This window comes from Micromonospora sp. NPDC005087 (genome assembly GCF_042872965.1).
GTDB lineage: Bacteria > Actinomycetota > Actinomycetes > Mycobacteriales > Micromonosporaceae > Micromonospora.
Window position 1 is genome coordinate 973,361 of the sequence record NZ_JBIALB010000001.1, and the last position, 25,361, is coordinate 998,721.

The 25,361-nt window shown below is 72.7% G+C and carries 27 protein-coding genes and 1 pseudogene; 10 read left to right on the forward strand and 18 right to left on the reverse strand.

Going from position 1 to position 25,361, the window contains the following annotated elements:
- Nucleotides 1-95: 95 nt before the first annotated feature.
- Genes ACFYPS_RS04575 through ACFYPS_RS04585 form a run of 3 tightly spaced genes read right to left on the reverse strand, consistent with a single transcriptional unit; the run spans nucleotide 96 to nucleotide 3,283 of the window.
- Nucleotides 96-1,835, reverse strand: a complete 1,740-nt coding sequence (locus ACFYPS_RS04575; protein ID WP_354965333.1) for a multicopper oxidase family protein — start codon at nucleotides 1,833-1,835, stop codon at nucleotides 96-98.
- Nucleotides 1,832-2,284 (reverse strand): DUF6220 domain-containing protein, encoded by a 453-nt coding sequence (locus ACFYPS_RS04580; protein ID WP_387322708.1) that lies wholly within the window; start codon nucleotides 2,282-2,284, stop codon nucleotides 1,832-1,834. The genes ACFYPS_RS04575 and ACFYPS_RS04580 overlap by 4 nt, the downstream gene beginning before the upstream one ends.
- A 9-nt stretch (nucleotides 2,285-2,293) precedes the next feature.
- Entirely contained in the window at nucleotides 2,294-3,283 is a 990-nt protein-coding gene (locus tag ACFYPS_RS04585) for a carboxymuconolactone decarboxylase family protein (RefSeq protein WP_387322709.1), read from the reverse strand.
- Nucleotides 3,284-3,426: 143 nt separating this feature from the next.
- Between ACFYPS_RS04585 and ACFYPS_RS04590 the strand changes: the two genes are divergently transcribed.
- From ACFYPS_RS04590 to ACFYPS_RS04605, 4 genes and pseudogenes are all read left to right on the forward strand, one after another.
- Nucleotides 3,427-4,557, forward strand: a complete 1,131-nt coding sequence (locus tag ACFYPS_RS04590) for a sensor histidine kinase (protein ID WP_354965336.1) — start codon at nucleotides 3,427-3,429, stop codon at nucleotides 4,555-4,557.
- Nucleotides 4,554-5,216, forward strand: coding sequence for a response regulator transcription factor (locus ACFYPS_RS04595; protein WP_354965337.1), 663 nt, complete (start codon nucleotides 4,554-4,556; stop codon nucleotides 5,214-5,216). The genes ACFYPS_RS04590 and ACFYPS_RS04595 overlap by 4 nt, the downstream gene beginning before the upstream one ends.
- Nucleotides 5,217-5,486: 270 nt before the next feature.
- Nucleotides 5,487-6,977 carry a SulP family inorganic anion transporter gene (locus ACFYPS_RS04600; protein ID WP_354965338.1) on the forward strand — a complete coding sequence of 497 codons (1,491 nt, stop codon included), beginning with the start codon at nucleotides 5,487-5,489 and terminating at the stop codon, nucleotides 6,975-6,977.
- Nucleotides 6,977-7,408, forward strand: a pseudogene (locus ACFYPS_RS04605) (MerR family transcriptional regulator); the annotation flags it as partial. The gene ACFYPS_RS04600 and the pseudogene ACFYPS_RS04605, both read left to right, overlap by 1 nt.
- Before the next feature lie 107 nt (nucleotides 7,409-7,515).
- Here the strand turns inward: ACFYPS_RS04605 and ACFYPS_RS04610 are convergent.
- Genes ACFYPS_RS04610 through ACFYPS_RS04620 form a run of 3 tightly spaced genes read right to left on the reverse strand, consistent with a single transcriptional unit; the run spans nucleotide 7,516 to nucleotide 10,117 of the window.
- A complete protein-coding gene (locus ACFYPS_RS04610) occupies nucleotides 7,516-8,079 on the reverse strand; it encodes a GerMN domain-containing protein (RefSeq protein WP_387322712.1) in 564 nt (187 codons plus the stop codon).
- Entirely contained in the window at nucleotides 8,076-9,431 is a 1,356-nt protein-coding gene (locus ACFYPS_RS04615) for a sensor histidine kinase (protein WP_387322713.1), read from the reverse strand. Before ACFYPS_RS04615 ends, ACFYPS_RS04610 begins: the two co-directional genes overlap by 4 nt.
- Entirely contained in the window at nucleotides 9,428-10,117 is a 690-nt protein-coding gene (locus ACFYPS_RS04620; RefSeq protein WP_354965341.1) for a response regulator transcription factor, read from the reverse strand. Before ACFYPS_RS04620 ends, ACFYPS_RS04615 begins: the two co-directional genes overlap by 4 nt.
- 154 nt (nucleotides 10,118-10,271) lie before the next feature.
- Between ACFYPS_RS04620 and ACFYPS_RS04625 the strand changes: the two genes are divergently transcribed.
- From ACFYPS_RS04625 to ACFYPS_RS04640, 4 genes are all read left to right on the forward strand, one after another.
- Entirely contained in the window at nucleotides 10,272-10,688 is a 417-nt protein-coding gene (locus ACFYPS_RS04625) for an STAS domain-containing protein (RefSeq protein WP_387322715.1), read from the forward strand.
- 133 nt (nucleotides 10,689-10,821) lie between these two features.
- Nucleotides 10,822-11,424 carry an STAS domain-containing protein gene (locus ACFYPS_RS04630; RefSeq protein WP_387322717.1) on the forward strand — a complete coding sequence of 201 codons (603 nt, stop codon included), beginning with the start codon at nucleotides 10,822-10,824 and terminating at the stop codon, nucleotides 11,422-11,424.
- A gap of 65 nt (nucleotides 11,425-11,489) precedes the next feature.
- A complete protein-coding gene (locus ACFYPS_RS04635; protein WP_387322719.1) occupies nucleotides 11,490-11,765 on the forward strand; it encodes a GlsB/YeaQ/YmgE family stress response membrane protein in 276 nt (91 codons plus the stop codon).
- 31 nt (nucleotides 11,766-11,796) lie between these two features.
- Entirely contained in the window at nucleotides 11,797-12,096 is a 300-nt protein-coding gene (locus ACFYPS_RS04640) for a BON domain-containing protein (protein ID WP_354965345.1), read from the forward strand.
- Between the two features lie 27 nt (nucleotides 12,097-12,123).
- On the opposite strand, the gene ACFYPS_RS04645 is transcribed toward ACFYPS_RS04640, so the two are convergent.
- The 4 genes from ACFYPS_RS04645 to ACFYPS_RS04660 form a co-directional block, all read right to left on the reverse strand.
- On the reverse strand, nucleotides 12,124-13,485 hold the full coding sequence (locus ACFYPS_RS04645) for a permease prefix domain 1-containing protein (protein WP_387322721.1): 1,362 nt from the start codon (nucleotides 13,483-13,485) through the stop codon (nucleotides 12,124-12,126).
- Entirely contained in the window at nucleotides 13,482-13,856 is a 375-nt protein-coding gene (locus tag ACFYPS_RS04650) for a PadR family transcriptional regulator (protein WP_387322722.1), read from the reverse strand. Before ACFYPS_RS04650 ends, ACFYPS_RS04645 begins: the two co-directional genes overlap by 4 nt.
- A gap of 84 nt (nucleotides 13,857-13,940) precedes the next feature.
- Nucleotides 13,941-14,825, reverse strand: coding sequence for an MHYT domain-containing protein (locus ACFYPS_RS04655; RefSeq protein ID WP_387322724.1), 885 nt, complete (start codon nucleotides 14,823-14,825; stop codon nucleotides 13,941-13,943).
- Between the two features lie 166 nt (nucleotides 14,826-14,991).
- Nucleotides 14,992-17,793: a DEAD/DEAH box helicase gene (locus tag ACFYPS_RS04660; RefSeq protein WP_387322726.1), complete on the reverse strand. Its 2,802-nt coding sequence runs from the start codon at nucleotides 17,791-17,793 to the stop codon at nucleotides 14,992-14,994.
- 86 nt (nucleotides 17,794-17,879) lie between these two features.
- Here ACFYPS_RS04660 and ACFYPS_RS04665 point away from each other — a divergent pair, with 86 nt between their 5' ends.
- Nucleotides 17,880-18,650, forward strand: a complete 771-nt coding sequence (locus ACFYPS_RS04665) for an HAD family hydrolase (protein ID WP_387322728.1) — start codon at nucleotides 17,880-17,882, stop codon at nucleotides 18,648-18,650.
- Nucleotides 18,651-18,705: 55 nt separating this feature from the next.
- On the opposite strand, the gene ACFYPS_RS04670 is transcribed toward ACFYPS_RS04665, so the two are convergent.
- Together ACFYPS_RS04670 and ACFYPS_RS04675 are read right to left on the reverse strand one after the other, a co-directional pair.
- Entirely contained in the window at nucleotides 18,706-19,104 is a 399-nt protein-coding gene (locus tag ACFYPS_RS04670) for a hypothetical protein (protein ID WP_387322730.1), read from the reverse strand.
- The gene (locus tag ACFYPS_RS04675; RefSeq protein WP_387322732.1) at nucleotides 19,101-19,409 is read right to left on the reverse strand and encodes a hypothetical protein; all 309 of its coding nucleotides are present in this window, start codon (nucleotides 19,407-19,409) and stop codon (nucleotides 19,101-19,103) included. The genes ACFYPS_RS04670 and ACFYPS_RS04675 overlap by 4 nt, the downstream gene beginning before the upstream one ends.
- Nucleotides 19,410-19,524: 115 nt before the next feature.
- On the opposite strand from ACFYPS_RS04675, the gene ACFYPS_RS04680 reads away from it, so the two are divergent.
- Nucleotides 19,525-20,442: a DMT family transporter gene (locus ACFYPS_RS04680; RefSeq protein ID WP_387322734.1), complete on the forward strand. Its 918-nt coding sequence runs from the start codon at nucleotides 19,525-19,527 to the stop codon at nucleotides 20,440-20,442.
- On the opposite strand, the gene ACFYPS_RS04685 is transcribed toward ACFYPS_RS04680, so the two are convergent.
- The 6 genes from ACFYPS_RS04685 to ACFYPS_RS04710 all read right to left on the reverse strand — a co-directional run bounded on the left by ACFYPS_RS04685 (nucleotide 20,405) and on the right by ACFYPS_RS04710 (nucleotide 25,300).
- Entirely contained in the window at nucleotides 20,405-21,343 is a 939-nt protein-coding gene (locus ACFYPS_RS04685; RefSeq protein ID WP_387322834.1) for a diacylglycerol kinase family protein, read from the reverse strand. The genes ACFYPS_RS04680 and ACFYPS_RS04685 overlap by 38 nt on opposite strands.
- A 172-nt stretch (nucleotides 21,344-21,515) precedes the next feature.
- On the reverse strand, nucleotides 21,516-22,469 hold the full coding sequence (gene tatC, locus ACFYPS_RS04690) for a twin-arginine translocase subunit TatC (RefSeq protein WP_387322736.1): 954 nt from the start codon (nucleotides 22,467-22,469) through the stop codon (nucleotides 21,516-21,518).
- 18 nt (nucleotides 22,470-22,487) lie between these two features.
- Nucleotides 22,488-22,781, reverse strand: coding sequence for a Sec-independent protein translocase subunit TatA (gene tatA, locus ACFYPS_RS04695; protein WP_089021067.1), 294 nt, complete (start codon nucleotides 22,779-22,781; stop codon nucleotides 22,488-22,490).
- Between the two features lie 203 nt (nucleotides 22,782-22,984).
- Nucleotides 22,985-23,230, reverse strand: a complete 246-nt coding sequence (locus ACFYPS_RS04700; RefSeq protein ID WP_354965354.1) for a hypothetical protein — start codon at nucleotides 23,228-23,230, stop codon at nucleotides 22,985-22,987.
- 10 nt (nucleotides 23,231-23,240) lie between these two features.
- Complete coding sequence (locus ACFYPS_RS04705) at nucleotides 23,241-24,305, reverse strand: YafY family protein (protein ID WP_354965355.1); 1,065 nt, start codon at nucleotides 24,303-24,305, stop codon at nucleotides 23,241-23,243.
- Complete coding sequence (locus tag ACFYPS_RS04710; protein ID WP_387322739.1) at nucleotides 24,302-25,300, reverse strand: helix-turn-helix transcriptional regulator; 999 nt, start codon at nucleotides 25,298-25,300, stop codon at nucleotides 24,302-24,304. Before ACFYPS_RS04710 ends, ACFYPS_RS04705 begins: the two co-directional genes overlap by 4 nt.
- Between the last annotated feature and the right edge of the window lie 61 nt (nucleotides 25,301-25,361).

The following is a 25,361-nucleotide window of genomic DNA, read 5'->3' on the forward strand; positions in this document are numbered from 1 at the left end:
GCGCCTCCCGTCCGAACAACCGGCCGTTGATCGCTCTGAGCAGACCAGGGCCTGGAAGACGGGTCAAACAACGGCACGGGTGGGTGAGGGGTGGATCACGAGTACATCAGGTGCAGCGTCATCCCGGCGTCGGCGTGCGCCAGGTTGTGGCAGTGGTTGGCCCACATCCCGGGGTTGTCGGCCCGGAACGCCACCTTCCACACGTCGCCGGGGCGTACGTCGAAGGAGTCCAGCCACAATGGGCTCCCGGTCGCCGGCTCACCGTTGCGGGACAGCACCAGGACGTGATGGCCGTGCAGATGCCACGGGTGCACGATCTGGGACCTGTTGACGATCGTGAAGGTGACGATGTCGCCGAAGCGTACGACCTGCGACGGGATGTCCGGGGCGGCCGCGCCGTTGACGGTGTGGGCGTATCGCGGAAGCAGTCCCCGCAGGTCGAGGCCACGGTCGAGAACGAGGGTGAACTCCCGGTCCACCCGGGTCCACGGCACCGGGGAACCGACGCCGTAGGTGAGCGGGTCCAGCACCGGCCACGCGCCGGTCGCCGCCGACACCGGTCCGGTCGAGTGGACCTGCCGTCCGTCGACGAACAGCGCCACCGGCGTGGGGGGCGCGGTGAACGTCAGGTCGTAGCGACCCCCGGCCGGGATCAGCACGGCGGTGTCCACGAGCGGCGTCGGGCCATGCAGATCGGATCCGTCGATCGCGGCGACCCGGAACGGGGTCCCGGCCAGGGCGTAGCGGTGCGTCGTGCTGTCGGTGTTGATCAGCCGCAGCCGTACGGGCACGCCCGCCGCGACCGGCTCCGTTCTCGGCGCGGGCAGCGGAAGGCCGGAAAGGGTGTGCACCGGGATCGTGACGTCGACGCCGGCCACCGGGGCCGGGTGAACGACCAGGACGCCGTACAGGCCCATCCGCACGCCGACGTCGGAGACCGAATGCGTGTGGTACCAGTACGTCCCGGCCTGATCGGCGCGGAACCGATAGACGAACTCCTGTCCCGGCAGCACCGCCGCCTGCGTCACGCCGGGCACTCCGTCCTGACTGTTCGGCACGTCGTACCCGTGCCAGTGCAGCGTGACGCCCCGTTCGATGTCCCGGTTGCGCAGTGTCACCTCCAGGACGTCGCCGACGGTGGCGGTCAGCGCCGGCCCGGGAACCTGCGCGTTGAACGCCCACGCCGCGACCTCCCGGCCGCTCACGCGCACCGTGGCGGTCCCGGCTGTCAGGGCGAACCGCCGGGTCGGTTCGTCGGCGGTCCGCGCGTTCGGATACCCGTGGTCGTGTGGTTCGCGGGGCGCCGCGTCCGGGGCGACGGTCAGCCCGGTTCCGGTCACCAGCGCCGCGACCGCCACCCCGAGGGCCGCCCGGGACACCATCCGGGACGGGGCCGCGCCGAGTGCGCGCCACGAGACCGCGGTCGCCGCGACGACCCCGGCGACGGCGAGCAGTCCCACGCCCGCCGACGCCGGATAGCCGTGCAGGAGCGTCACGAGCAGGGCGCTGCTCTGGGCGTACCCCGCGAAGAGAAGCGGGACCGCGACGGACCGGATGTCGCCCGGCGCCCGCAGCAGCCGCGGCCCGGCGACGACCACCGCCGCGAGCGACAGTGGGGCGGCGATGAGGACCTTCTCCCCCGCGAACCACCAGCCGGCACGGGCGAGCGCGGTGATCGTGATCACGCGGGCGAGCGTGGCGAGCAGCGCGAGCGCAGCGAGTCCCAGCGCGAGGGGACGGCGCCGGGCGGCCGACGCGGCGCCGCCGCCCAGCCACCCGGCAGCCGCGAGGACCGCGATGACGAGGTCGGCCGCGAGCAGCGAGCCGGTGGTCATGCCGGTTCTCCTTCGCGGATGGTCACGGGGGTGGCGTCGGTCGGCGCCGGTTGCGCCAGCTTTCGCGCTGCCCGCAGAACGCCGACCACGACGTGCACCGCGATGATCCCGTTGACCGCGTGCAGCCCGGCGATGGTCAGGCCGAGCGGGGTGCTGGCGCCCGCGGCGTCGGTGGACGCGTTCGCGAGCATGGCGATGAGCGCCTGCACGACGACGAGGCCGATCGGCAGGATCGCCAGCCCGATGAGCCGACCCGGCGCCTTCGCCAGCGTGGCGAACAGGGCGGTGAGCAGGCTGAGAACGGGGATGACCGCCATGCCGTTGACGCTGTGCAGGGCGTACGCGCCGTCACCCGCGGGTTTCGTGAACCCGCCCACGGCGGCGAAGACGAACTGCAGGACGAACGAGATGAGCAACAGGGTGCTGGCGATGATGAATGCCTTGCGCATGGTGACCTCCTAGAGGTGAGCCGACGTCAGTGCCCGGGCGACGTGATCGGTGGCCGTGATCGCCCCGAACGCGACCACCCGCACGAGGTCGGTGTCGGCCGGATGGGAGAGCCGCCAGAGGGCGACGTCGCCCGCGCTGACCGCGCTGGGCGCGAACGCCGCCAGCAACGCGATCCGCGTCCCGATGCGGTCCGCGCCGGGCACGTCCCGGACCAGATCGACGGCCCAGTCCGCGGGTCGGGCCGGGAACCGCCCGTCCTCCCAGCGCACGGTGGCCGTGACGGTCTGGCGCGCCACGTCGCCCAGGAGGTCCCCGCCTCGGTTGGCGGCGTCCCGCAGGGCCGCGTACGCGACGCCGACCGGGCTGTCCCCCGCCCAGGCCGGTGGCGGCGTCGTGCTGGCATCGAGAAGCGCGAGGCTCTGGCCGGGCTCCTTGGGTCCACGGGCCGTCTTGGCGTAGAGCCGACCTCCGACTGACCGCACCAGCGATGAGCGTTGCAGGCCACCGGGGAGCAGATCGGGGTCGAGCAACGCCGAGACGACCCGGTTGATGAAGTGGAAGGCGAGCAGGGTGCCGGTCACCTCGGGGCGGTACGGGCTGGTCCAGCCGGCGGCCCGGGGGCTGCGGCTGGCCTCCGCCCAGCCGACGAGCTCGGCGTGCCTCGGCTCCGCCGGCGTCCCGCCCCGGGCGACGACCTCGCCCAGCTCATGCTCGCCCAGCGCGTGCAGCAGCATCACGTGGGCGTCGACGCAGAACCTGCAGCGGTTGGCCCGGGACACCGCCGACGCGACGAGTTCGCGGTCCACCCTGGACGCGTCCCCGGCGAGCAGGGCCTCGCGCATCAGCGCCCAGGTCGCGGCCTGCAACTCCGGCACGGCCGAGAGCGCCTGGAAGGTGGGCACCGGCCCGAGGAAGTCGTCCCACAGCTGCCGGTACACCTCCGCGGTCAGGCCGGTCGCGGCCTTCGCTGGTTCGGGGGTGAAGAAGCGGTATGTCATGAGCTCGATGCTTGTCGCGGCGGGCCGGGAAAACGTCGTGCCGCCGCAGGCACTTGCCCGGCCACCGATACCGCGTCCGTGGTACGCCCTTCTACCGCGGGCGACGGATGCTCCCCGGTGACGGTCCGTTCTACAGTTCGACCATGCGTCGAGACCTGCCGTACGCCCTCAGCGGCCTCGCCCTCGGCGGCCTCCTGCTCGGCAACGCCGCGCTCGCACCGGACGCCGCGACGATCCGAGCGGTCGACGTCGCCCTGGTCCTGGCCATGGCGGCGGCCCTGGCGGTGTGCCGGCGGTACCCGGTCGTGGCGTTGAGCGTGGTGACCGCCGCCATGCTGGCCCTCCACGTCCGGGTGCATCCCGGGGTGTCCGCCGCGTTCCCCGTCCTCGGCGCCGTCTACGTCACCGCCTGGCGGGGGCACCGAGCGGCCGCCGTCCTGGGCAGCCTGGTCTTCCTCAGCGGCTTCCTGGCCCGCGACATCTCGGTCGCGCCCGCCGACCGGCCCGGCCAGCTGATCGCCGAGCGGACCGCCCTGCTGCTCGGCTGGTTTGTGGCGGCCAACGTCGCCGGGCTCGTCGCGCGGCAGCGCCGGGCGTACCTGGAACAGGTTGAGCAGCGGGCGATCGAGGCCGAACGCACCCGCGAGGAGATGGCGTTGCGTCGCGCCGGGGAGGAGCGTCTGCGCATCGCCCGGGACCTGCACGACTCGCTGACCCACAGCATCTCCGTGATCAAGGTGCAGGCCGGTATCGCGGTGCACCTGGCCCGCAAGCACGGCGAGGAACCGTCGGGCACGCTGCTGGCGATCCAGGAGGCCAGCAGCGCCGCGATGCGGGAACTGCGCACGACGCTGGACGTCCTGCGCTCACCCACCGACGGAGACTGCGTCGGGCTGACCCGCGTGGAGGAACTCGCCGAGCGGACCCGCGCGGCCGGCGTACCGGTGCAGGTGACCGTCAGCGGCGAGCCCCGGGACCTGCCCGCCGAGGTCGACCAGGCCGGGTATCGCGTCGTCCAGGAGGCCCTGACCAACGTGGCCCGCCACGCCGGCCCCGCCACCGCGCAGATCCACCTCGAGTACGCCCGGACACAGCTGACCGTCTCGGTGGCCGACGACGGTCAGGCGTCGCCGATCCGGCCGGTGACACCGGGCGTGGGCCTGCGCGGCATGCGGGAGCGGGTGACCGGACTGGGCGGCACGCTGCGGGCCGCCGCCCGCGACGACGGCGGGTTCGCGGTACGGGCCACGTTCCCGTTGGACGGTCCACTTTGACCCGGGTCCTGCTCGTCGACGACCAGGCTCTGATGCGAGCCGGCTTCCGTGCGTTGCTCGACGCCGAGGACGACCTGGAGGTCGTCGGCGAGGCCGCCGACGGCGCCTCGGCCGTCCATCTGTCGCGAAGCCTGCGGCCGGACGTCGTGCTGATGGACGTGCAGATGCCGGGACTCGACGGCATCGAAGCCACCCGGCGCATCGCCGCCGATCCGGACCTCTGCGCGGTCCGCGTCCTCATCCTCACCAACTACGGGCTCGACTCCTACGTCTTCGCCGCGCTCCGCGCGGGCGCGAGCGGTTTCCTCCTCAAGGACGCCGACCCCGCCGATCTGCTGCAGGCCATCGCCGTGGTGGCTCGCGGCGACGCGCTGCTCGCCCCGGCCGTCACGCGGACGCTCATCAGCGAGTTCGTGGCCGGCCCACCACCGGCCGAGCCGGCGGCCGGGCGCGACGTGCTGACCGCCCGCGAACAGGAGATCGTCGAACTCGTCGCCCGGGGGCTGAGCAACGACGAGATCGCCTCGCGCATGGTGATCAGTCCGTTGACCGCGAAAACCCACGTCAACCGGGCGATGACGAAGCTGCACTGCCGCGACCGCGCCCAGCTGGTCGTGTGGGCGTACGAGTCAGGGTTGATCACGCCGCGCCGCCGGTGACACCACGTCCCCGTTCCGGGGAACCGCCGGGGGCGGGGTCACCGGCGTGATGATCAGCACGTTCAGTCAACTCTCACGTGACGGAAGAGTAGGGTCATCGCCGGTCGTCGAGAGCGGGCAACCCCCTTCGGCGACCCGTTGCGTCTGGGCGACGAGACCCAGAGGCCGGACGCGAGCCGGCTGTCGCTGATCCGTGAGTAGCTGTCCGTGTCCGACCGTGGACACCGGACGTGCGCGCCCGTCGGGCGTGCCCCGAGTGGAAATGGCTGTATGTCTTCCATGCTGTCCCGTCCGCGCCTGTCCCGCCCGTCCTGGCTGTCGCCGAAGGTGTTCCGGACCGAGGTCCTCGCCGGCCTGGTCGTCGCCCTGGCGCTGATCCCCGAGGCGATCTCCTTCTCGATCCTGGCCGGGGTCGACCCCCGGGTGGGCCTGTTCGCGTCGTTCACGATGGCGGTCACCATCGCGATCTGTGGCGGCCGGCCGGCAATGATCTCCGCCGCGACCGGCGCCGTCGCGCTCGTGGTCGCGCCCCTGGTCAAGGCGCACGGCCTGGACTACCTGATCGCGGCGGTGATCCTCGGCGGTGCGATCCAGGTCGTGCTCGCGGTGCTCGGCGTGGCGAAGCTGATGCGCTTCATCCCGCGCAGCGTCATGGTCGGTTTCGTCAACGCCCTGGCGATTCTGATCTTCGCCGCGCAGGTTCCGCACCTGCTCGGCGTGCCGTGGCTGGTCTATCCGCTCGTCGCGGTGGCCTTGGCGATCATGGTCGGCCTGCCCCGGCTCACCAGGGCCGTGCCGGCGCCGCTGGTCGCCATCGTGGTGCTGACGGTGGTCACCGTGTTCGCCGGGGTGACCGTACCGACCGTCGGTGACGAGGGTGCCCTGCCGGACAGCCTGCCCACCCTCGGCCTGCCGCAGATTCCGTGGACCCCGCACACGCTCACCGTGGTCGCCCCCTACGCACTGGGAATCGCGCTGGTCGGGCTGATGGAGTCGCTGATGACCGCCAAGCTGGTCGACGACATCACCGACACCCACTCCAACAAGACGCGCGAGTCCTGGGGTCAGGGCGTCGCCAACATGGTCACCGGATTCTTCGGTGGAATGGGTGGCTGCGCCATGATCGGCCAGACGATGATCAACGTGAAGGCGTCCGGCGCCCGCACCCGGCTGTCGACGTTTCTGGCCGGCGTGTTCCTCCTGGTCCTGGTCGTGGCGCTCGGCGACGTGGTCGCGGTCATTCCGATGGTCGCCCTGGTCGCCGTGATGATCATTGTGGCCGTGTCGACGTTCGACTGGCACTCGATCGCGCCGAAGACGCTGCGGCGGATGCCGTACGGCGAGACCGTCGTCATGGTGGCCACCGTGGCCACCACCCTGGCCACCCACAACCTGGCCGTCGGCGTCGTCGTCGGTGTGCTCACCGCCACGGTCATCTTCGCTCGCCGGGTCGCCCACCTGGTCGAGGTCACCAGCGTCCTGGACCCGGACGGCACCACCCGGATCTACTCCGTGCACGGTGAGCTGTTCTTCGCCTCCAGCAACGACCTGGTCGGCCAGTTCGACTACGCGAACGACCCCGAGCACGTGGTCATCGACATGAGCCACGCCCACGTCTGGGATGCCTCTTCCGTCGCCGCCCTCGACGCGATCACCACCAGGTACGCCACCCGCGGCAAGACCGTCGAGATCGTCGAGCTGAACAAGCCCAGCGCCCACATCCACGACACCCTCGCCGGCCAACTCGGCGTCGGCCACTGATGGCCGCCACCGGCCGGGAGAGCGGGTCGGAGCACACGCGCGCCCCGGCCACCGGCCGTCTCATGCAGATCGGAGAAGTGGCCGAGCGTGTCGGGTTGAGCATCCGGACGATCCGCCACTACGAGGAAGCCGGCCTGATCGTCCCCTCCGCCCGCAGCGAGGGCGGCTTCCGCCTCTACACCGAACCTGACCTCAGCCGACTCGCCGTGGTCAAGCGGATGAAGCCTCTCGGGTTCACCCTCGACGAGATGCGGGACCTGCTCACCGTCCTCGATGCCCTCTACACCGCCACCGGCACCGACCGCACCGCCCTGCTCGACCGCCTCGCCATGTTCCGGACCGCGGCCACCGCCCGCGTCACCGCTCTACGGGACCAACTCGCCATGGCCGAAGCCTTCGCCGGAACGCTCCGCGACAAGCTCGACCACCACAGCGGCCACCGGGAGCGGCGTCAGCAGGCAGCCGCCCCGGACGACGGCATCCTCGGGAACGCCGGGGATGTCGCCGAGCAGGAACTCCCGGGCCCGGCCCAGCCCGGTCAACGTGGGGTGATGAGCGGGGCGTAGTCGGCGCGGGTGAGCGGTTGCTCGGACAGCGAGCCGTCGGCGCGGGGCACGGCGAGTGGTTTGCCGTCGCGCAGGAACACCACGGTGGTGACGTCGTCGCGACCGGTGAGGGTGCAGACGATCTGCCCAAAGGCCAGGACCTCGTCGCTGCGACCGGCGTCGTCGTCGGGTGCGTCGACCGCGACGCGGGCCTGCGTGCCGCTCACTGTCGCACCGGCGGCGTTGACCGCTCCCGGCAGCGCGCTGGTCAGGTCGCTGTCGCGTTCGGCCGTACCTGGTCCGGCGAGCAGGTGCCGCAGTTGGTCCTCGGCCGTGGGGACGCGGTCGACGCGCCGAACGACGGAGACGATGCGGTTGTCGCGGACGAGGCAGACTGTCTCGTCCGCACGGCCGGCCGGTGCCGTGGTATCGGCGGGGGCGGCACTGTGGAACGGACCCCGCGGGGCCCGCACCGTCCGGGGGGCGTCGTCGGTGGGGACGCCGCAGCCGGTCAGCAGCGCGACGAGTGCCAGTGGGGCCAGGCGGCGGTGGTTCATGGCAGGCTTTCCGGCAGGGTGACGCGGAAGCGGGCGCCTCCGCCGGGGCGGTCGGTGACGGCGGCGTGCCCACGGTGCGCGGCGGCGTGCTGGGCGACCAGCGCGAGTCCGAGACCGGTGCCGTCGCCGGCGCCGCGGGTGTGGGCGGCTCGCCCGCGGACGAAGCGGTCGAAAATCGCCCGCCGGTCCTCGACGGACACACCCGGGCCGTCGTCCTCGACCTCGATGACGCCGGCGTCGCCGTCGCGGCTCAACCGGACACTCGCCGGGCCGCCCCCGTAGGTCACGGCGTTGTCGAGCAGGTTCGCCAGGATCTGTGCGATACGCCGCCGCTCGACCTGCCACGTCGCGGGTGCGTCCGCCGCGAGGTGGACGAGCGAGGCCGGCAGGTCGAGGGCATGGCAGGCGTCCCGGGCCAGCGCCACCACGTCCACGGCTCCCCGATGGGCGGGCTGGTCGCTGCGCGCCAGGTCGATCAGGTCGTTGACGAGCCGTTGGAACCGGTCGATCTCGTCGGCGACGAGCCCGGCGGCGGTGGCGGTCCGCTCGTCCAGGTGCTCCCGGCGACGCGCCAGGACGCTGGCCGCCGCGGCGAGGGTCTGCAGAGGTGAGCGCAGTTCGTGGCTGACGTCGGCGGCGAAGCGGCGGTCCCGCTCGATGCGATGGGCGAGCTGGTCGACCATCTGGTTGAACGAGGAGGACAGACGGGTCAGGTCGGGGTCGGTGGCCGGGTCGAGGCGGGCGGTGAAGTCGCCGGCGGCGATCTTCTCGGCGGCGTCGGCGACCGCCGTCAGCGGGCGGAGCCCGTGCCGGGTCGCGTACCAGCCGAGGGCCGCGCCGGATCCGGCGACCATGATCGCGACGGTGGTCAGCGCGAGTGCCAGGACCTGGAAGGTCTGCTCCAGCTCGCGCAGAGAGTTGACCTCGAAGTACGTCGCCGTCGCGGACAGGGGCACCGCGACCACCAGGGCGGGTTGGCCGTCAACGCGTACGCGCTGCATCGCCGGTTCACCGGAGGCGACAGCCCGTCGCAGGTCGACGGGTATGGCGGTGGTGGTGCCGGGGTCGGCGGTCCGGGCGTACCACTCGCCGTCCAGGTGCAGCACGGGCCGCCGGCCGCCGCCCGTGTCCAGTGACCGAAGGACCTCCACCACGTCGGGGGTGCCGGTGTTCAGCCCGGCACGGACGACGGCAGCGTCGAAGTACGCGGCGCGCAGGGCGGTGCGTTCCCGCTCGTCGATCAGCGAACGACGGGTCAGCTCGTACGAGACCAGGGCCATCGACGCGGCGAGCAGGAGCGCTCCGACGGCGAACGCGGCGGTGACCCGGGTGCGCAGTCCGAGGCGTCTCATCGCTGCAGCTTGTAGCCCAGGCCCCGCAGCGTGACCAGGTGTCGGGGGGTCGCCGGGTCCGACTCGATCTTCTGCCGCAGCCGACCGACATGCACGTCGACCAGCCTCTCGTCGCCGCTGTCGTAGCCCCAGACCCGTTGCAGCAACTGCTGGCGGGACAGCACCCGGCCGGCGTGTTCGGCAAGCTCGCACAGAAGCCGGAACTCGGTACGCGTGACCGGTACGGGCTGACCGGCGCGACGTACCTCTCCCCCGTCGGGACTGATCTCGAGCTCGCCGAACGCGAGCACGGGCACGGGCTCCGGCGCCGGTCCCGCGGCACCGGTCCGGGCGCGGCGGCGCAGGGCGCGCAGCCGAGCGGTCAGTTCCTTGATCGCCACCGGCTTGACGACGTAGTCGTCGGCGCCGGCTTCGAGGGCGGCGACGATGTCGTGCGTGTCGTCGCGGGCGCTGACCACCACGACCGGCACGTCGTCGTCCCGGCGCAGGTGCCGGATGCACTCGAAGCCGTCGAGGCCGGGCAGCATCAGATCGACCAGCACGTAGTCTGCCGGATCGCGGCGCTGCACGCGCAGGCCCTCCTCGGCCGTGGCGGCGCCCACCGCGTCGTAGCCCTCGTCCTCGAGTGCGAGCAGCAGCGCCAGGCGGATGCGGTCGTCGTCCTCGATCACCAGTACGGCCGTCATACCCGGCATCATCCCCAGGCCACCGGCCACGCGGCCAACCGTGCCGGCCGGCTGGCGGATTTGTCACGCAACTGTCATAGATCCGCGCGGTGACCGCCAAGCCGGCACGGCACGGTCATAGGCGACCGGGTCCACAATGGGAAGGGGCACGCCCGTGACAGGACCACCCGCATCCACCTCATGCACGCTGCAGCTGGTCGAGGTGCGCGTCACCGAACTCGACCTGGCCTGCCTGCCGGCGGCCGGCGCCGTGTTCGACCGGCTCATGGCCCTGTCTCCCGCGCAGGTCGTGGTCGACCTGTCCGGGTGCCGGCACATCGACGCCGCTGCCATCGGCCTGCTGCTCGACGTGCACCGGCGGCTGGCCCGTACCGCCGGGGCCCTCACCATTCGCGACCCGAACCCCCGCATCCGGCGCATCCTGCACACCGCCCGCCTGGACCAGGTCCTGCCGATCGTCACCGGTCCCCCGCCGTCGATCCCGGGCGCCCCGGCGACGGGACCGGAACCCGCATCGGCGCAGCCGGCTCTGGTCGCCTACGGCCGAGCATCCGTGACCACCTCTCAGTGAGGAGCCGGCAGGCCCACCGCCCCAGCGGTGCCTGAACCGTCAAGCGCGGGACCCGGACCACCCGTTCGGTCCCGCCCCGAACGCCGTGCCCCGCCCGAACCGGCGGGACACCGGCCCAGGAAGGACCAGCGGTATGACCGTCGTCCCGGACGATCACCTGATGACACTGATCTGCGACACCTGCGGCGACTCCATCACGTCCACCGCGTGCGTGCTCCCCGACGCCGAAGTCGTCTGGACCCTGGTGCTCGAACACGGATGGAGTGGTTCCCCGTTCGCCACCGGCCCGCATCGCTGCCCGCACTGCAGCCTGCTGCCAGTCTCCGGTGGCGGTCAGGCGTCGAGCGACCTCCACGGTCCCGGGGGCATCCTCGGCATCGACCATCTCGACGACGTGACGGTCCTGGCCGCCACCGGTGACGTCGACGTCGACAGCGGCGACAGCATGCGCGCCGCCCTGCGCCACGCGAGCGAGCTGGAAGGACACGTCGTGGTCGACCTGGGCCGAGTGCACCTCATCGACTCCGTCGGCCTCGGCCTGCTCGTCCGCGCCCACCGCGAAGCCCGCGACCGCGGCGTCACGCTGTGCCTGGCCGCGCCGTCGCGGTTCGTCCGCACCGTCCTGCACACGATGCGCCTGGACCAGGCCTTCCCCATGTTCGAAAGCCGCGACGAGGCCATCGACCAGCTGTCCCAGGGTCTGGAGTCCGCCGCGACGACGGCCGCCCATTCCTGACCGACCGACGTGGACCCCCGCCCTGATCCCTCCCCGTCACCGGCAGCGACACCTGAGGAGAGCCCATGACCGTCACCGGTCTCGTCACCGCGCTCCTCGTCGGCGTCACCATCGGCCTGTTCGGCAGGCTCGTCATCCCAGGACGCCGGGAGGCCCCGATCTGGTTGACCGTGGCCGTCGGGGTCGTCGCGGCCCTGGCGGGCACCATCGTCGCCCGTCTCGCGGGCGTCGACACCCGCGCGCCCAACGTCCTGGCCGTGCTCATCCAGGTCGGTCTCGCCGGCATCGGCGTGGTGCTGGTCGTCGCCTCCGCCAGGTCCGAACGGTCCGACGCCGCGTGAACCCAGCACCGGCACGATCGAGGAGCTCCCCGTGTACATGCCTTGGCCACTACCCGACGAGAACTGGTTCGCCGACGCCTCGAACCAACCTGAGCAGGACCGCGAGGACGTGCGGCTCGAGGCGCTGGTCGCGCAGCGACTGAGCATCGACTGGACGACGCGGCGCCAGCAGATCCGTGTCTCCGTGCAGAACCGGGTCGTCATCCTCGCCGGCGTGGTGAGCGACACCGAAACGCGACAGGCCGCGGCCGAACTCGCCTGGGACGTGCCCGGTGTCTTCGACGTCTGCAACACACTGCGGCTCAGCGCCCGGCGGCGCGGTCACCGGTGACCGCAGATCACCACCCTTCGTGACGGCTCAGGCGACGTCGAACAGGAGCGGGAAGGCGAGGACGACAGCCCAGGCCCACCCGAAGTACACGATCACGTATCGGGTCTGCCACCGTTCCAGGCGGGCGAAGGGCATGCGGCCACGCACGAAGCCGAGGTACAGCCATGCCGACCACGCCAGGTTGGCGAGCAGGACGAGGTTCTCGCCCAGTGCCGCCGTCTTGTTGGGGCTGAAGCCCCATTCGGTGATCCGGCCCGTGATCGCCGCCAGCACCAGCACGTCGATGATGAGAGCGCTGACGATGAGCGCGAGTTGCAGGCGGTCGAACAGACCGGGTCGGGCCGTGAGGTCACGGGCGGAGATGGCGTACAGCAGCATGCCCAGCACGATGACGAGCAGCACGTCGAAGAGAATGAGCGCGTCGCGCTCGACGTCGATGCCGTTGGTGGTCCAGACGACGGCGACCAGGAAGGCCAGCAGGGTGGCGGTGAAGAGCGGCGTGAAGACCCGGGTCAGCACCGGCGCCATGTTCTCGATGACGCTCTGCTTGGCCTCCACCAGCCAGGCCGACACGATGACCGCGGCCACGGCGCCGCACGGCAGCAGCCACGACTGGACGAATCCCTCGACGTTCAGCCCGATGGCTGCGAAGGCGTTCACCGTGATGGCCGTGAGGACGCCGCCACCCAGCCCGATGAGGACGAAGTAGATCAGCCACTCCCCGGTGAACCGGATGAAGTCCATTCGTCGCCGGTCCGAACGCCAGTCGCCGCCCGCGTAGGCGACGCCGACAACCAGCCACAGCGCTATCGGCAGGTGGATCGCGGTGAGCACCATGGTCTGCGAGCCGTCGGCCAGCGGGTACGCGTTGGCGGCGACCGCGCCGAGAACGAACAGCGACGCGAGCGCCCCGATGACGCGGGGACCGACGCGGCGTTGCCAGGCGAAGTAGGCCGCGAGCACCGGCAGCGCGAAGAAGCTGGCGTTTCGCGCGTAGAAGCCGCCGTCGTCGCCCAGGTCGAGCCCGAACCAGGACGGCACCTTGATGGCGAGCGCCGCGACGGCCGCACAGAGCACCATGACGGGCAGTTCCCGCCGGGAACGGGCGGCGGCCGGCGCGTCCGGCTCCCCAGGCAGCACCAGTTGTTTCCATAAGCGCTCGGAGTGCTCGCGAGCGAACTCCCGCGACAGTTCGTCGAGGCTGCCCATGCGTTTGACGGCGATGAGGAACGACTCGTCGGCGTGCAGGCCCGCCTCGGTCAGCTCGGTGATCCGGCTGCGGAGGTGGTCCTCCAGTTCCTCGACATCGGTGTGGTGCAGCTCGCGGCGGCGGTGGATGTAGGCCCGCCACTCGGCGATCTGGCCCTCCAAGTCGTTGTCGACGGTCATAGCCCCGCCCCCCACGCCGGTGCCGTGATCGGCTTGATGGACTGTGCCGTGCTCCACACGCCCCGCAGGGCGTCGACGACAGCGGCCCACTGGCGGCGCTGCTCGGCGAGCTCGGCTCGGCCCCGGTCGGTGATGCGGTAGTACTTCCGGCGTCGTCCCCCCGGCGGGGTCTCCCAGGCCGACTCGACGTGGCCGAGCCGCTCCAGGCGGTGCAGCAGCGGGTAGAGCAGGCCGTCGGTCCACTCCAGCTGCCCGCCGGAGAGGTCGTTGACCTGCTTGAGGATGGCGTAGCCGTAGCTCTCGCCCTCGGCGAGAATCCCCAGCACGAGTGGCGTCGCCGAGGCCGCGACGAGGTCTTTGGTGATATGCATGGCACCGCCTATACCTAGATCTGCAATGCATAGTAGTTCTAGGTATGACGCCAGCGCAATCAGAATGAGCGGCCCGTGCCGCCGTCAGCGGGGCGGCATCTCCCGCCGGGACGGGAACGGGGTGCCCGGCTGGCCGAGCGTGGAACGGGCGCGCAGCCCGACCGGGTCCGGGGCGACGACGGGTGCCGCGGCGGCCGGCTCCGGGACCCGCCGGGCATCCAGGTACGCGGCGGCGGCCCGGTCGTCCTCGGTCGGCGCCGCGAGCAGGGCGTAGAGCAGGCCGACCACCCCGAAGATCACCGCCAGCACGATCGGCACCAGGAGCGCGCCCATGCCGGTGCCGGTCACCTCGCCCCGGCCCTCGTGCTGGTGCACCGAGAGGGCGCTCATGCCGGTGAAGTGCATGCCGTTCACGGCGACGCCCATGACGAGCGCGGAGGCGAAGATCGCCAGCGGCCGGCGAACGGTCATCGCGAGCCACAGCGCCACGGTGGCCGCCACGACCGCGATCACCACCGAGAGGGCGACGCGGACCGTGTCGTAGCCGAGGGTGCCGTTCAGGCGCATCGCCGCCATCCCGGTGTAGTGCATGGCGGCCACGCCGGCACCGGTGAAGATCCCGCCGGCGACCAGCCGTACCGGGTTCAGCCGGCCGGTGCCCACGATGGCCAGGCCGATGCCGACCGCCACGACGGCGATGGCCGTGCTGGCAGCGGTGAGCGGCACGTCGTACCGGATCCGGGTGCCGGCGACGGCGAAGCCGAGCATGGCCATGAAGTGCATCGCCCAGATGGCGGTGCCGCCGAGGGCCCAGGCGGCCAGCAGCCCCCACCACGCGCGCAGGCCGGCGGTGCGGGCGGTGCGGATACGACCGGCGCAGATCAGCCCGAGGACCGAACCGAGCACGGACAGCGCGTAGCTCAGCCCGGGCGTGATCCACCCGTACTCAAAGTGATTGATCTCGGCCACGGCGGTCTTCTCCCCATTCGTTACCGGCGCGTAAAGGTGGTGCCCGGGCAATGATCAGGGGTGCCCCGAACAGGCGCGACAGCACCCCCCGGGGCTATCCGGGGGGTGCTGTCGCAGTGACCGTCCGATGCGTCGGTTCACCGACGACGGTGACCGAAAGTGATGATCAGGCGGAGGTGTGGTACGCCAGCACACCTCGGTTGATGGCCGCGATCGCCTGCCGGGCGGTGGAGCGCAGGTCGGGTGACGCGCCGCCGGAATCGGCCAGCTGGCCCAGCAGGTCGACCACCTGACGCGCCCAGCGGACGAAGTCGCCGGCCGGCATCTCACCCTCGATCTCGTGGCCACTGCCGAGCACCTTGGCCAGCGCGTCACCACGGGCCCACCGGTAGACCGGCCAGGCGAAGCCGAGATCCGGCTCCCGGGTCGCGGTCAGCCCCCGTGCCGCCTCGTCGGCCTCGATCTCGCCCCACAGCTTCAGCGTCTCGTCGACCGCGTCGGCGACCGGCCCGCGTGGCAGCGACGCCCGCTCGTCGACGTCGCGGCGCGCCTCGAAGACCACCACGGACACGGCGGCGGCCAGCTCGGCCGGGGACAGCCCGTCCCACACCCCCCGACGCAGGCACTCGGCGACCAGCAGGTCCGCTTCGGTCCAGATCCGGCCGAGCATCCGACCGGCGTCGGTGACCGCCCCATCGCGGCTGAGGTAGCCGCGGTCGGTCAGCAGCGCGACGATCCGGTCGAACGTCCGCGCGAGGGAGCCGGTACGGCCGGAGACCCGCTCGCGCAGCTCCTCGGTGTCGCGCTCCAACCGCCGGCGCCGCTCGGCCCAGCGGGCGTGTTCCTCCCGCTCCGGGCAGGCGTGGCAGGGGTGGTGACGCAGCTCGGTGCGGAGCTGGGTGAGCCGGTGGTCCTCGCCGGTCGCCTGCCGGGAACGGCCACCCCGGCGGCCGCCGTGCCGGTCCAGGCCGGTGCCGCTGACCTCGGCGGCGAGGTCGCGCCGGGCGGCCGGTGAGCGGTGGTTGAAGTGCTTGGGCACCCGGATCCGGGCCAGCACCTCGGCCGGGGTGGTGAAGTCGCCCGGGCTGACCCGCCCCGCCCAGCGGTCCTGGGTGAGCACCAGCGGCCGGGGCTCGCCGAACCCGCCGGTCGCCGGGTCCAGCACCACGGCCAGCCCGGCCCGCCGGCCGGCCGGCACCCGGATCACGTCGCCGATCCGCAGCCGCTCCAGCGAGGCCACCGCGGCGGCCTTGCGCTGGGTCTGCCCCTGCCGGGCGATGGCCTTCTCCCGGTCGGCGATCGCCACCCGCAGCGCGAAGTACTCGTCGAAGTCGCCGTGGTGGCAGGCGGCCTCCGCGCCGTACGCCTCGATGGTCTCGGTGTTGCGCTGCACCTGCCGGGCCAGGCCGACCACCGACCGGTCCGCCTGGAACTGGGCGAACGAGGACTCCAGCAGGGCCCGGGCTGGGTCCGCGCCGACCGTGCCGACGAGGTTCACCGCCATGTTGTACGAGGGCCGGAAGCTGGACCGCAGCGGGTACGTGCGGGTGGAGGCGAGCCCGGCCACGTGCCGCGGGTCGGTCTCCGGGGACCACACCACCACGGCGTGCCCCTCCACGTCGATGCCGCGCCGGCCAGCCCGCCCGGTGAGCTGCGTGTACTCCCCCGGGGTCAGGTCGACGTGGGCTTCGCCGTTGTACTTGACCAGCCGCTCCAGGACCACGCAGCGGGCCGGCATGTTGATGCCCAGCGCGAGGGTCTCGGTGGCGAAGACCGCCTTGACCAGGCCCCGGACGAACAGCTCCTCGACGATCTCCTTGAACACCGGGAGCATGCCGGCGTGGTGGGCGGCCAGGCCACGCTCCAACCCGTCGAGCCACTCCCAGTAGCCCAGCACCGTCAGGTCCTCACCGGGGATGGCGGTGACCCGGGACTCGACCACCCGGCGGATCTCGGCCCGCTCCTCGGGAGAGGTGAGCCGCAGCCCGGCGGCGAGGCACTGCTGCACCGCCGCGGCGCAGCCGGCCCTGCTGAAGATGAACAGGATCGCCGGGAGCAGACCCTCCCGGTCCAGCCGGTCGACGATGTCCGGGCGCATCGGGCCGCGCCAGCGTGGGCCGCGCCGGCCGGAGCCGGGCCCGGCGCTGCGGCCCTCGCCCAGCTCCAGGCGGCGCATGGTGTCGCGGGTGTAGCGCAGCAGCTCCGGGTGCACGTCGTGCTTGCGGGCGGCGTCGGCGTCGTGGAACAGGTCGAACATCCGCTTGCCGACCAGCATGTGCTGCCACAGCGGCACCGGCCGGTGCTCGCTGACCACCACCGCGGTCTCACCGCGCACGGTGACCAGCCAGTCCGCGAACTCCTCGGCGTTGGAGACGGTCGCCGACAGGGAGACCAGGGTGACCGAGGCGGGCAGGTGGATGATCACCTCTTCCCACACGCCGCCGCGGAACCGGTCGGCCAGGTAGTGGACCTCGTCCATCACCACGTAGGCCAGCCCCTGCAGGGTGCTGGAGCCCGCGTAGAGCATGTTTCGCAGCACCTCGGTGGTCATCACCACCACCGGCGCGTCGCCGTTGATGGCGTTGTCGCCGGTGAGCAGGCCGACCTGCTCAGCGCCGTAGCGGTTGACCAGGTCGTGGTATTTCTGGTTGGACAGTGCCTTGATCGGTGTGGTGTAGAAGCACTTGCGCCGGACCGGAGGGGCGCCCGCGTCGTCGGCCGCCGCCGGGTCGCCGGGCCGCCCGCGCAGCGCCAGGTGTACGGCGAACTCACCGACCACGGTCTTGCCGGCGCCGGTGGGGGCGCAGACCAGCACCCCGCTGCCCCGCTCCAAGGACTGGCACGCCTCCCGCTGGAAGTCGTCGAGGTCGAACCCCAGGTCAAGGGCGAACTCGTCCAGCGCCGGGAACTGTGAGGCCTGCGCGGCCCGGCGGCGCGCCGCGACGTACCGCTCGGCGGGGCTCGACATGTCACCAAGATTAGTGCGTGCCGGGACACGACACCCGACAAGGCCGTCCGGAGGGGCCGTCGGCGGCGGTCGGTAGGGTGCACGGCGTGCCGGACCATGCCGAACCGCCCCAGACAAGTCCGCCGGGCAGCGCCGAGGACGCCGCCGCCCCCCGGGCGTCCCGACGGCCCGTCAAGGCGGTGCTCTTCGACTTCCACGGCACCCTGGCCCAGGTGGAGGAGCCGCGGCAGTGGGTGCTGGCGGCCGCGGCGACGTGCGGGGTCACTTTGGATCGGGTCCGGGCCACCTCGCTGGCCGACCGGCTGCTGACCGCCGGGCGGGCCGGCGGGCCACTGCCGGCCCGGGTGCCGCCCCGGCTGGCCGAGCTGTGGGCCGACCGGGACCTCTACCCGCACGCCCACCGGGGTGCGTACACCGGGCTGGCCGAGACGGTCGACGCGGGCATCGAGGGCTTCGCCGACGCCCTCTACGAGCGGCTGCTGATCGCCGAGGGCTGGCTGCCGTACCCGGACACCGCCCCCACCCTGACCGCGCTGCGCGAGGCCGGAGTGCGGGTGGCGGTGGTCAGCAACATCGGCTTCGACCTGCGGCCGCTTTTCGACGCCTGGGGGCTGACCGGGCTGGTCGACGCGTTCGTGCTCTCCTACGAGGTGGGGCGGTGCAAGCCCGACCCGGCGATCTTCCTGCGCGCCTGCGGGATGCTCGGCGTGGATCCGGAGCAGACCCTGATGGTCGGTGATTCGCCGGCCGACGCGGGCGCCGTGGCGGCCGGCTGCTCGGTGCTGGTGCTGCCGGCAGCCGAACCCGGCCGGGAGAACGGGCTGGGCGCCGTCCTGGACCTGGCCCTGCCGGCCTGACCGGCACCAGCGGGACGGGGCAGGGGTGGCACCCCGCCGGCTGGCTCCGGCATCGTCAGTCCGGGATGCGAATCACCGGCAGATCGCCGTCGCCGTACCTGTCCTCCCCGCTGAGGATCGAGGCGTCGTGTTCGAGGCAGGCGAGCACGGTGGTGGCGAGATCGGCACGGCCCGTCAACGTGCGCCAGAAGCTGAGTTCGTGCCAGGAGCGTCCCTCGGTAGCAAGCACCTTGCAGGCGTCCAGGGTCAGCAGCCGGTGAAGGGTCGCGCGTTCTTTAGGGTCGCTGACCATCGCCAGGGCCTCCGCCGCGGTCACGGCGGTGACACCGAACCTGTTGCGGTCCTGAATGACCTCGTGCAGCGGCTCTCCGACATGCACCGAGCCCGCCAGATAGGCCAGCAGTGCCGACCGGTCCAGCACAAGCCGGACTGGCCGGTCGTCCTCGGGAGTCACGCAGCCGGCTGCTCAAGAGTGCCGGCGGCGGCGTCCAGCGCATGCTGGCGTGCCCGCTCCCGAAGGGCATTTCGGCGCTCCGGCGACCACTCGGCCTCAACGGCGGCGCGGCGGGCGCGCGCCTCTGCCACACCCTGCTCGGTGATGTGGATGCCCTGGTGGGCCAACTCCGCGTCCAGGGCGTCCAGACGCATACGGTCACGGACAGCCTGCGCGACGTAGGCGCTGGCGTTGGACTCGTGCTCCAGGCGCTCAGCCACGTCGGGTGGAACGGAGATCGACAATTTTCGCATCGCGCCGGTCATACCTCGGAAGGTACTCCGGTAGCACTGCGGTGGCGACCGTAAACGGTCGTGTCGGCAAAAGCGGCCGGTTTGGTGGACACCGCCGGAGGGCGGCCGAGGCAGACCGCCTAGCGTCATGGCCGTGACCGAGACCCTGCTACCCGCACCCAGCCCGGCCGGCGCGCCACCGGCCCGGCGCGGTGGCGTCGCCGCCGTGGGCATGGTGCTCGGCGGGGCGCTGTCGGTGCAGTTCGGCTCCGCCGTGGCCGCCCTACTCTTCCCGCGTACCGGGGTGGCCGGCGCGGTGACCCTGCGACTGACGATCTCGGCCGTGCTGCTGCTCGTCGTGTGCCGGCCCCGACTGCGCGGGTACGGTCGGGCCGACTGGGCCGCGGCGGGCGCGTTCGGGCTGGCGCTGGCCGGCATGAACTCGCTGTTCTACCAGGCCATCGAGCGGATACCGCTGGGCCCCGCGGTGACCCTGGAGGTGGTCGGCCCGCTGGCGCTGTCGGTGTTCACCGCCCGCCGGCTGGCCAGCTGGTGCTGGGCGGGGCTGGCGCTGGCCGGGGTGGCGCTGCTCGGGCAGGGCGGCTTCGACCGGCTCAACCCCTCCGGGGTGGCCTTCGCGTTCGGCGCGGGCGCCATGTGGGCCGCGTACATCGTGCTCAGCGCCCGGGTCGGCGGCCGGTTCCCGGGCGCGGACGGGCTTGCCCTGGCACTCACCCTCGCCGCGCTGGTCACCCTGCCGCTCGGCGTCATCGACGGCGGTGCGGTGCTGCTCGACCCGGCCGTGCTGGCGCTCGGCACGGCCCTCGCGGTGCTCGCCTCCGGACTGCCGTACACCCTGGAGCTGCTGGCGTTGCGCCGGATGCCCACCGCCACCTTCGCGGTGCTGATGAGCCTCGGCCCGGCCATCGCCACGCTGGCCGGTTGGCTGGTGCTGCGGCAGGCGCTGACGCTACTGGAGTGCGCCGCCATCGTGCTGGTCATCGCGGCCAGCATCGGCGCGGTACGGGTCAGCGCAGCAGCCGCAGCGCGCCCGGAACCACGCTGACCGTCACCGGCAGGTCCAGCGAGCGCTCACCGTCGGCGTACGTGGTGATGCCCTCGGCGCTCAGCTCCACCGTCCGCGCCCGGTAGCTGCGCACGAGCGGGTGCTCGACGTGGGTGCCCTGGTAGATGCGCGGCTTGATCCGGATCAGGGTGCGCCGGTCGATCCGGCCGCCCACCACCACGTCCAGCAGACCGTCGGTGGGGTCGGCGTCGGGACAGATCCGCATCCCGCCCCCGTAGCTCGGGCAGTTGCCCACCGCCACCAGCACCGCGTCCACCTCGTGCGGCACCCCGTCGAGGCGCAACGTGTACCGCCGGGGCCGCAGCCGGGCCAGCTCGACGAGGATCGCCAGGTCGTACCGGCGGGGGCCGCGCGGCCAGCGCATCCGGTTGGCCCGCTCGTTGACGATCGCGTCGAACCCGGCCGCGAGGACCGCCCCGTACCAGCGCTCGGCGCCGTCAACGCCGGTCATCCGGGCCAGGTCGACGAGACGGGTCCGGCCGGCGCGCAGCGCGTCAACGATCACCCCCATCGCCGCCACCGGGTCGGCCGAGAAGCCGGTGTCGACGGCGAAGTCGTTGCCGGTACCCGCCGGCACGGCGCCGAACGGCACGTCGGTGCCGGCGACGGCCTGCATCGCCCGGTGCACGGTGCCGTCCCCGCCGATCGCGACCAGCGCGCTGGCACCGTCGGTGACCGCGGCCCGGCACGCCGCCTCCGCCTCGGCGGGACTCGCCGCCGACAGCAGCCGGACCGGTCGGCCGGCGGCGGCCAGCCCGTCCAGCAGCCGGGGAAGCAGGCCGCGGTGCCGCCCCCGGCCGGCCGTCGGGTTGGCGAGCACGGCGACGGGGCCACCGGCGAGCGGGCAGGGCGGGTGATCGTCTGCGGTCACGGGCAGCACCGTAACCGGTCGGACGCCGGTCGTACACCGGGCGGTGGCCACCTCACCAGGGGTCCGGGTCTCGGCGCTCACGGTGAGCTGTCGGGCGGTGTCAGTGACCCGAGCCTGGAACGCGGCGACGCCGCCCCCGGCAGGCGGGGACGGCGTCGGCGGACCAGGCGGCGCGGGGCCGTCAGGTCATGTCGTCGTAGCGACGTTCGATCGGTGCCGGTGGGGCGATCGGGTCCGGCGCGCCGACCGGCGCGGTCGCGTCCACCCGCTGCCCCGCCTCGACCGGCTCGGGGTCGTGCTCCAGCGGCGACACCTCGTCGTCGTCGAGGCCGGCGTAGACCTCCTTGCCCCGTCCGCGCCGCCGGTCGTTGATGAACGCCACCCCGACCGCAGCGAAGTAGAGCGCGGAGAGGCAGACGGCCAGGGCGGTCATCCCGAACGGGTCCGGGGTGGGGGTGACCACGGCGGAGAAGGCGAAGAACACGAAGATCGCCACCCGCCACCAGCTGAGCAGCCGCTTCGCGCTGGCCAGGCCCACGAAGTTGAGCATCAGCACGATCAGCGGGAACTCGAACGCCACCCCGAACAGCAGAATCAGATTGGTGACGAACGAGATGTACCGGGTGACCTCCAGGTTAGTGGAGATGTCGTCGCCCGACACGTTCAGCAGGAACTCGAGGCCCTTGGTGGTGACGAAGAACGCCAGCACCGCGCCGGCGGCGAAGAGCGGCGCCGCCAGGGCCGTGAAGATGTAGGCGTAGCGCCGCTCGTTGCGGTGCAGCCCGGGCGCGATGAACGCCCAGAGCTGGTAGAGCCAGATGGGCGCCGCGACGATCAGACCGACCCACAGGCCGATCTTCAGGTTCAACAGGAAGACGTCCGCCACGCCGAGCTGGACGAACAGGCACTTCCCGGTGTCCGGGTCGATCGACTGCGGTAGGTCGCAGTACGGCTTCGACAACAGCACCCGGACCGGCTCCGCCAGCCAGATGCCGACGCCGAAGCCGATCAGGATCGCCAGCGAGGCACGGAACAGGCGGTTGCGCAGCTCGCGGACGTGCTCGATGAGCGTCATCGAGCCGTCGGCGGCGCGCTCGAAGGCGCGCGGGCCGCTTTTACGCAGTGCGAAGGCCACGGTGCTCGGGCCTCTCGGTCAGTTGTCGCGGACGCGGTGCACCGGGTCGGCGACCGGCTGCTGCGGCGGCGCCTGCTGGTACGGCGCCTGCTGCGGCTGCCCGACCTGCGGCGGCAGCGGCTGGTAGCCGGCCTGCGCGTCGGCCTTCTCGGCGAGGTCGCGGTCGTCGTCCTGCAGGCTCTTGGTCTCGGCCTTGATGATCCGCAGCGAACGACCCAGCGAGCGGGCCGCGTCGGGAAGCCGCTTCGCACCGAAGAGCAGGATCAGCACAACCACGAGAACCGCGATGTGCCAGGGCTTGAGGGCACCCATGAGAAGCTCCAGTCGCTCTGTGTGTCCGGGGGCGGTACGCAGCCCATCGTACGTGCGGATCGGCCGGTTGCCACCTGCCGGGGGCGGTCGGCGCGGCCCGGCCGGTGAAGTCTTGACCAACCGCGATGATCAGTCAACCATCGCCGAGCCGTCGCCACCGCGGCGGCCCGTCGCCAGCGGGACGGCGCGGCGACGGGGATCAATCAGCCGCGCCTGGCCTTGATCACGGCGAGACGTCGCTGAGCGGTGTCGAGCTGGCGCTGAACACCCTCGGCACGCTGCTGCAACGCCTCGGCGGTGTCCCGCAGCGCCTCCGCCTCGGCGGCCCGGCGCTGCAGCGCCGCCGCGGCGCGGCGCAGCCGGGGCAGCCGGGCCAGCACCGGACGCACGGCCAGCGCGAGCGCCACGAGCGGGAGCAGCACCACCGCGAGCACGATCCAGATCAGCACGGCGGTCAGCCTACTGGGTGCGGCCGGCCACCGCCGGGTCGCCCGAGGGCGCGCCGGGCGTCGCCGGGTCGGCCTCGGGCCGCCGGGGGGCGGCGGTGGGAGCGGGCACGGCGTACGCGTCCAGCGCGGCGGCCGCCGTCGCCCGGACCTGCTCGGCCAGCTCGACCGGGGCGACCACGGTGACGTCCGGGCCGAGACCGAGCACGAACCGGCGGGCCCAGCCCAGATCGGTCACCCGCAGCGACACCAGCCACTGGTCGCCGTCGCCGGCCTCCACCCGCTCACACGGGTAGTACTCGGTGATCCACCGCTCGCCCCGACCGACCCGCAGGGTGATCAGCGGCAGGTCGGGTGTGGGACGGAAGACGCCCTCGGTCAGGTCGTGCGGGACGGCCTGCGGCGGGACGGTGGCCGGCTCGTCCAGCTCGCTGATCGCGTCGATCCGGTCGGCGCGGAACAGCCGGACCGCCTCGGCGCGGCGACACCACGCCTCCACGTACGCCAGGCCGCCCACCATCAGCATCCGCAGCGGGTCGATGACGCGGTCGGTGGTCTCGTCCCGGGTGGCCGTGTAGTAGGTGATCCGCAGCGCCCGACCGCCCTCCACGGCGGCGCGCAGCGCCTCCACCCGCCGGGTGTCCCCGGGCAGCCGCACCGCCACCGGCGCGCCCACCAGATCACCGGCGGCGTCCTCGATCTTCGCGAGGGCCCGCTCGACGGCCTCCCGATTGGCCACCCCGGGCGTCTCGGCGAGCATCCGCAGCGCCACCACGAGGGCGAGCGCCTCGTCGGGGGTGAGCCGCAGCGGGCGGTCGATGCCGGCGTCGTAGGTGATGGTCACCCGGTCGCCGTCGAAGGCCATGTCGATCAGGTCACCGGGGCCGTAGCCAGGCAGCCCGCACACCCAGAGCAGCTCCAGGTCCTCGCGCAGCTGTCGCTCGGTGACGCCCAGGTCACCGGCCGCCTCGGCGATCTCGATGCCCGGCCGGGCCAGCAGGTAGGGCACCAGGTTGAGCAGCCGGGCCAGGCGGTCGGCGGAGGCCCGGGAGCCGCCGCGCGCGGCGGGCCGGGTCATCGGGCATCACCGGTGACGACCAGCTCGTCGTGCCGGGCGGCGATCTCCTTGAGCCGCTGGATGACCGCCTCGCGGACTTCCGGCGGGTCGAGCACGCGCACGTCCGGGCCGTAACGGACGAGCTGACCGGCCAGCCCGTCCGGATCCGCGTACGGCAGGACCAGCCGGTCGCCGTCCGGGCCGGCGGTCACCTCGACCGCCCAGCGGCGCAGACCGGCGGCCCGGCCGGGTGCGGCCAGCACGGTGGCCCGACCGGTGCGCTCCACCGGGCCGGACCAGCGGGCCACGTGGCTGATCAGGTCGACGCCGGCCGGCGGCTCGTAGGCGCCGGGCGCGCCGGTCACCCGGACCGCGCCGACCACCCGGGACAGCCGGAAGCAGCGCGTCGCCGCGCGGTCCAGGTCGTGGCCGACCACATACCACCGGCCACGCCAGCAGACCACGCCCCACGGCTGCAGCCGCCGACGGCTGGGCGCGTCCCGGTCGGGCACCCGGTAGTCGAACCCGACCTCCCGGCGGTCGCGGGCGGCGGCGGTCAGCGGCGCGAACGCCGGGTCGACGGTGACCATCGGCTCCAGGCCCAGGGTGGCCTGCGGGTCCACGTCCACCCCGGCGGCGCGCAGTTTGGCCAGCCCCGACGAGGCGGCGGCGGCGAGACCGGCGTGCTGCCACAGCCGCGCGGCGATGCCCACGGCGGCGGCCTCGTCCGGTTCGAGGGGGATGTCGGGCAACGCGTACTCGCGGTGGGCGATCCGGTAGCCGGGCTCGGCGTCGAAGACACTGGCCGTCCCGGTCTCCAGCGGCACGCCCAGCTCGCGCAGCTCGGCCTTGTCCCGCTCGAACTTGCGCTGGAACGCCTCGTGGTCACGCGCGTCGTCCGGATCGTGCTCGTAACCGGGCACGGTCGCGGCGATCTGCGCGGCGGTCAGGAACCGTCGCGTGGACAGCAGGCAGATCACCAGGTTGACCAGGCGTTCGGTGCGGGTCCGCGACACGGGTAGACGCTAGCAGCCGACGCGCCCGAGACCTGCACCCGCGCTGGCGTGCCGCACATCT

Coding starts and splice junctions, on each gene's coding strand:
- ACFYPS_RS04575 (WP_354965333.1), bottom strand. CDS start 1,835: ATGACCACCGGCTCGCTGCTCGCGGCCGACCTCGTCATCGCGGTCCTC.
- ACFYPS_RS04580 (WP_387322708.1), bottom strand. CDS start 2,284: ATGCGCAAGGCATTCATCATCGCCAGCACCCTGTTGCTCATCTCGTTC.
- ACFYPS_RS04585 (WP_387322709.1), bottom strand. CDS start 3,283: ATGACATACCGCTTCTTCACCCCCGAACCAGCGAAGGCCGCGACCGGC.
- ACFYPS_RS04590 (WP_354965336.1), top strand. CDS start 3,427: ATGCGTCGAGACCTGCCGTACGCCCTCAGCGGCCTCGCCCTCGGCGGC.
- ACFYPS_RS04600 (WP_354965338.1), top strand. CDS start 5,487: ATGTCTTCCATGCTGTCCCGTCCGCGCCTGTCCCGCCCGTCCTGGCTG.
- ACFYPS_RS04610 (WP_387322712.1), bottom strand. CDS start 8,079: ATGAACCACCGCCGCCTGGCCCCACTGGCACTCGTCGCGCTGCTGACC.
- ACFYPS_RS04615 (WP_387322713.1), bottom strand. CDS start 9,431: ATGAGACGCCTCGGACTGCGCACCCGGGTCACCGCCGCGTTCGCCGTC.
- ACFYPS_RS04620 (WP_354965341.1), bottom strand. CDS start 10,117: ATGACGGCCGTACTGGTGATCGAGGACGACGACCGCATCCGCCTGGCG.
- ACFYPS_RS04630 (WP_387322717.1), top strand. CDS start 10,822: ATGACCGTCGTCCCGGACGATCACCTGATGACACTGATCTGCGACACC.
- ACFYPS_RS04635 (WP_387322719.1), top strand. CDS start 11,490: ATGACCGTCACCGGTCTCGTCACCGCGCTCCTCGTCGGCGTCACCATC.
- ACFYPS_RS04645 (WP_387322721.1), bottom strand. CDS start 13,485: ATGACCGTCGACAACGACTTGGAGGGCCAGATCGCCGAGTGGCGGGCC.
- ACFYPS_RS04650 (WP_387322722.1), bottom strand. CDS start 13,856: ATGCATATCACCAAAGACCTCGTCGCGGCCTCGGCGACGCCACTCGTG.
- ACFYPS_RS04660 (WP_387322726.1), bottom strand. CDS start 17,793: ATGTCGAGCCCCGCCGAGCGGTACGTCGCGGCGCGCCGCCGGGCCGCG.
- ACFYPS_RS04675 (WP_387322732.1), bottom strand. CDS start 19,409: ATGACCGGCGCGATGCGAAAATTGTCGATCTCCGTTCCACCCGACGTG.
- ACFYPS_RS04680 (WP_387322734.1), top strand. CDS start 19,525: ATGGCCGTGACCGAGACCCTGCTACCCGCACCCAGCCCGGCCGGCGCG.
- tatA (WP_089021067.1), bottom strand. CDS start 22,781: ATGGGTGCCCTCAAGCCCTGGCACATCGCGGTTCTCGTGGTTGTGCTG.
- ACFYPS_RS04705 (WP_354965355.1), bottom strand. CDS start 24,305: ATGACCCGGCCCGCCGCGCGCGGCGGCTCCCGGGCCTCCGCCGACCGC.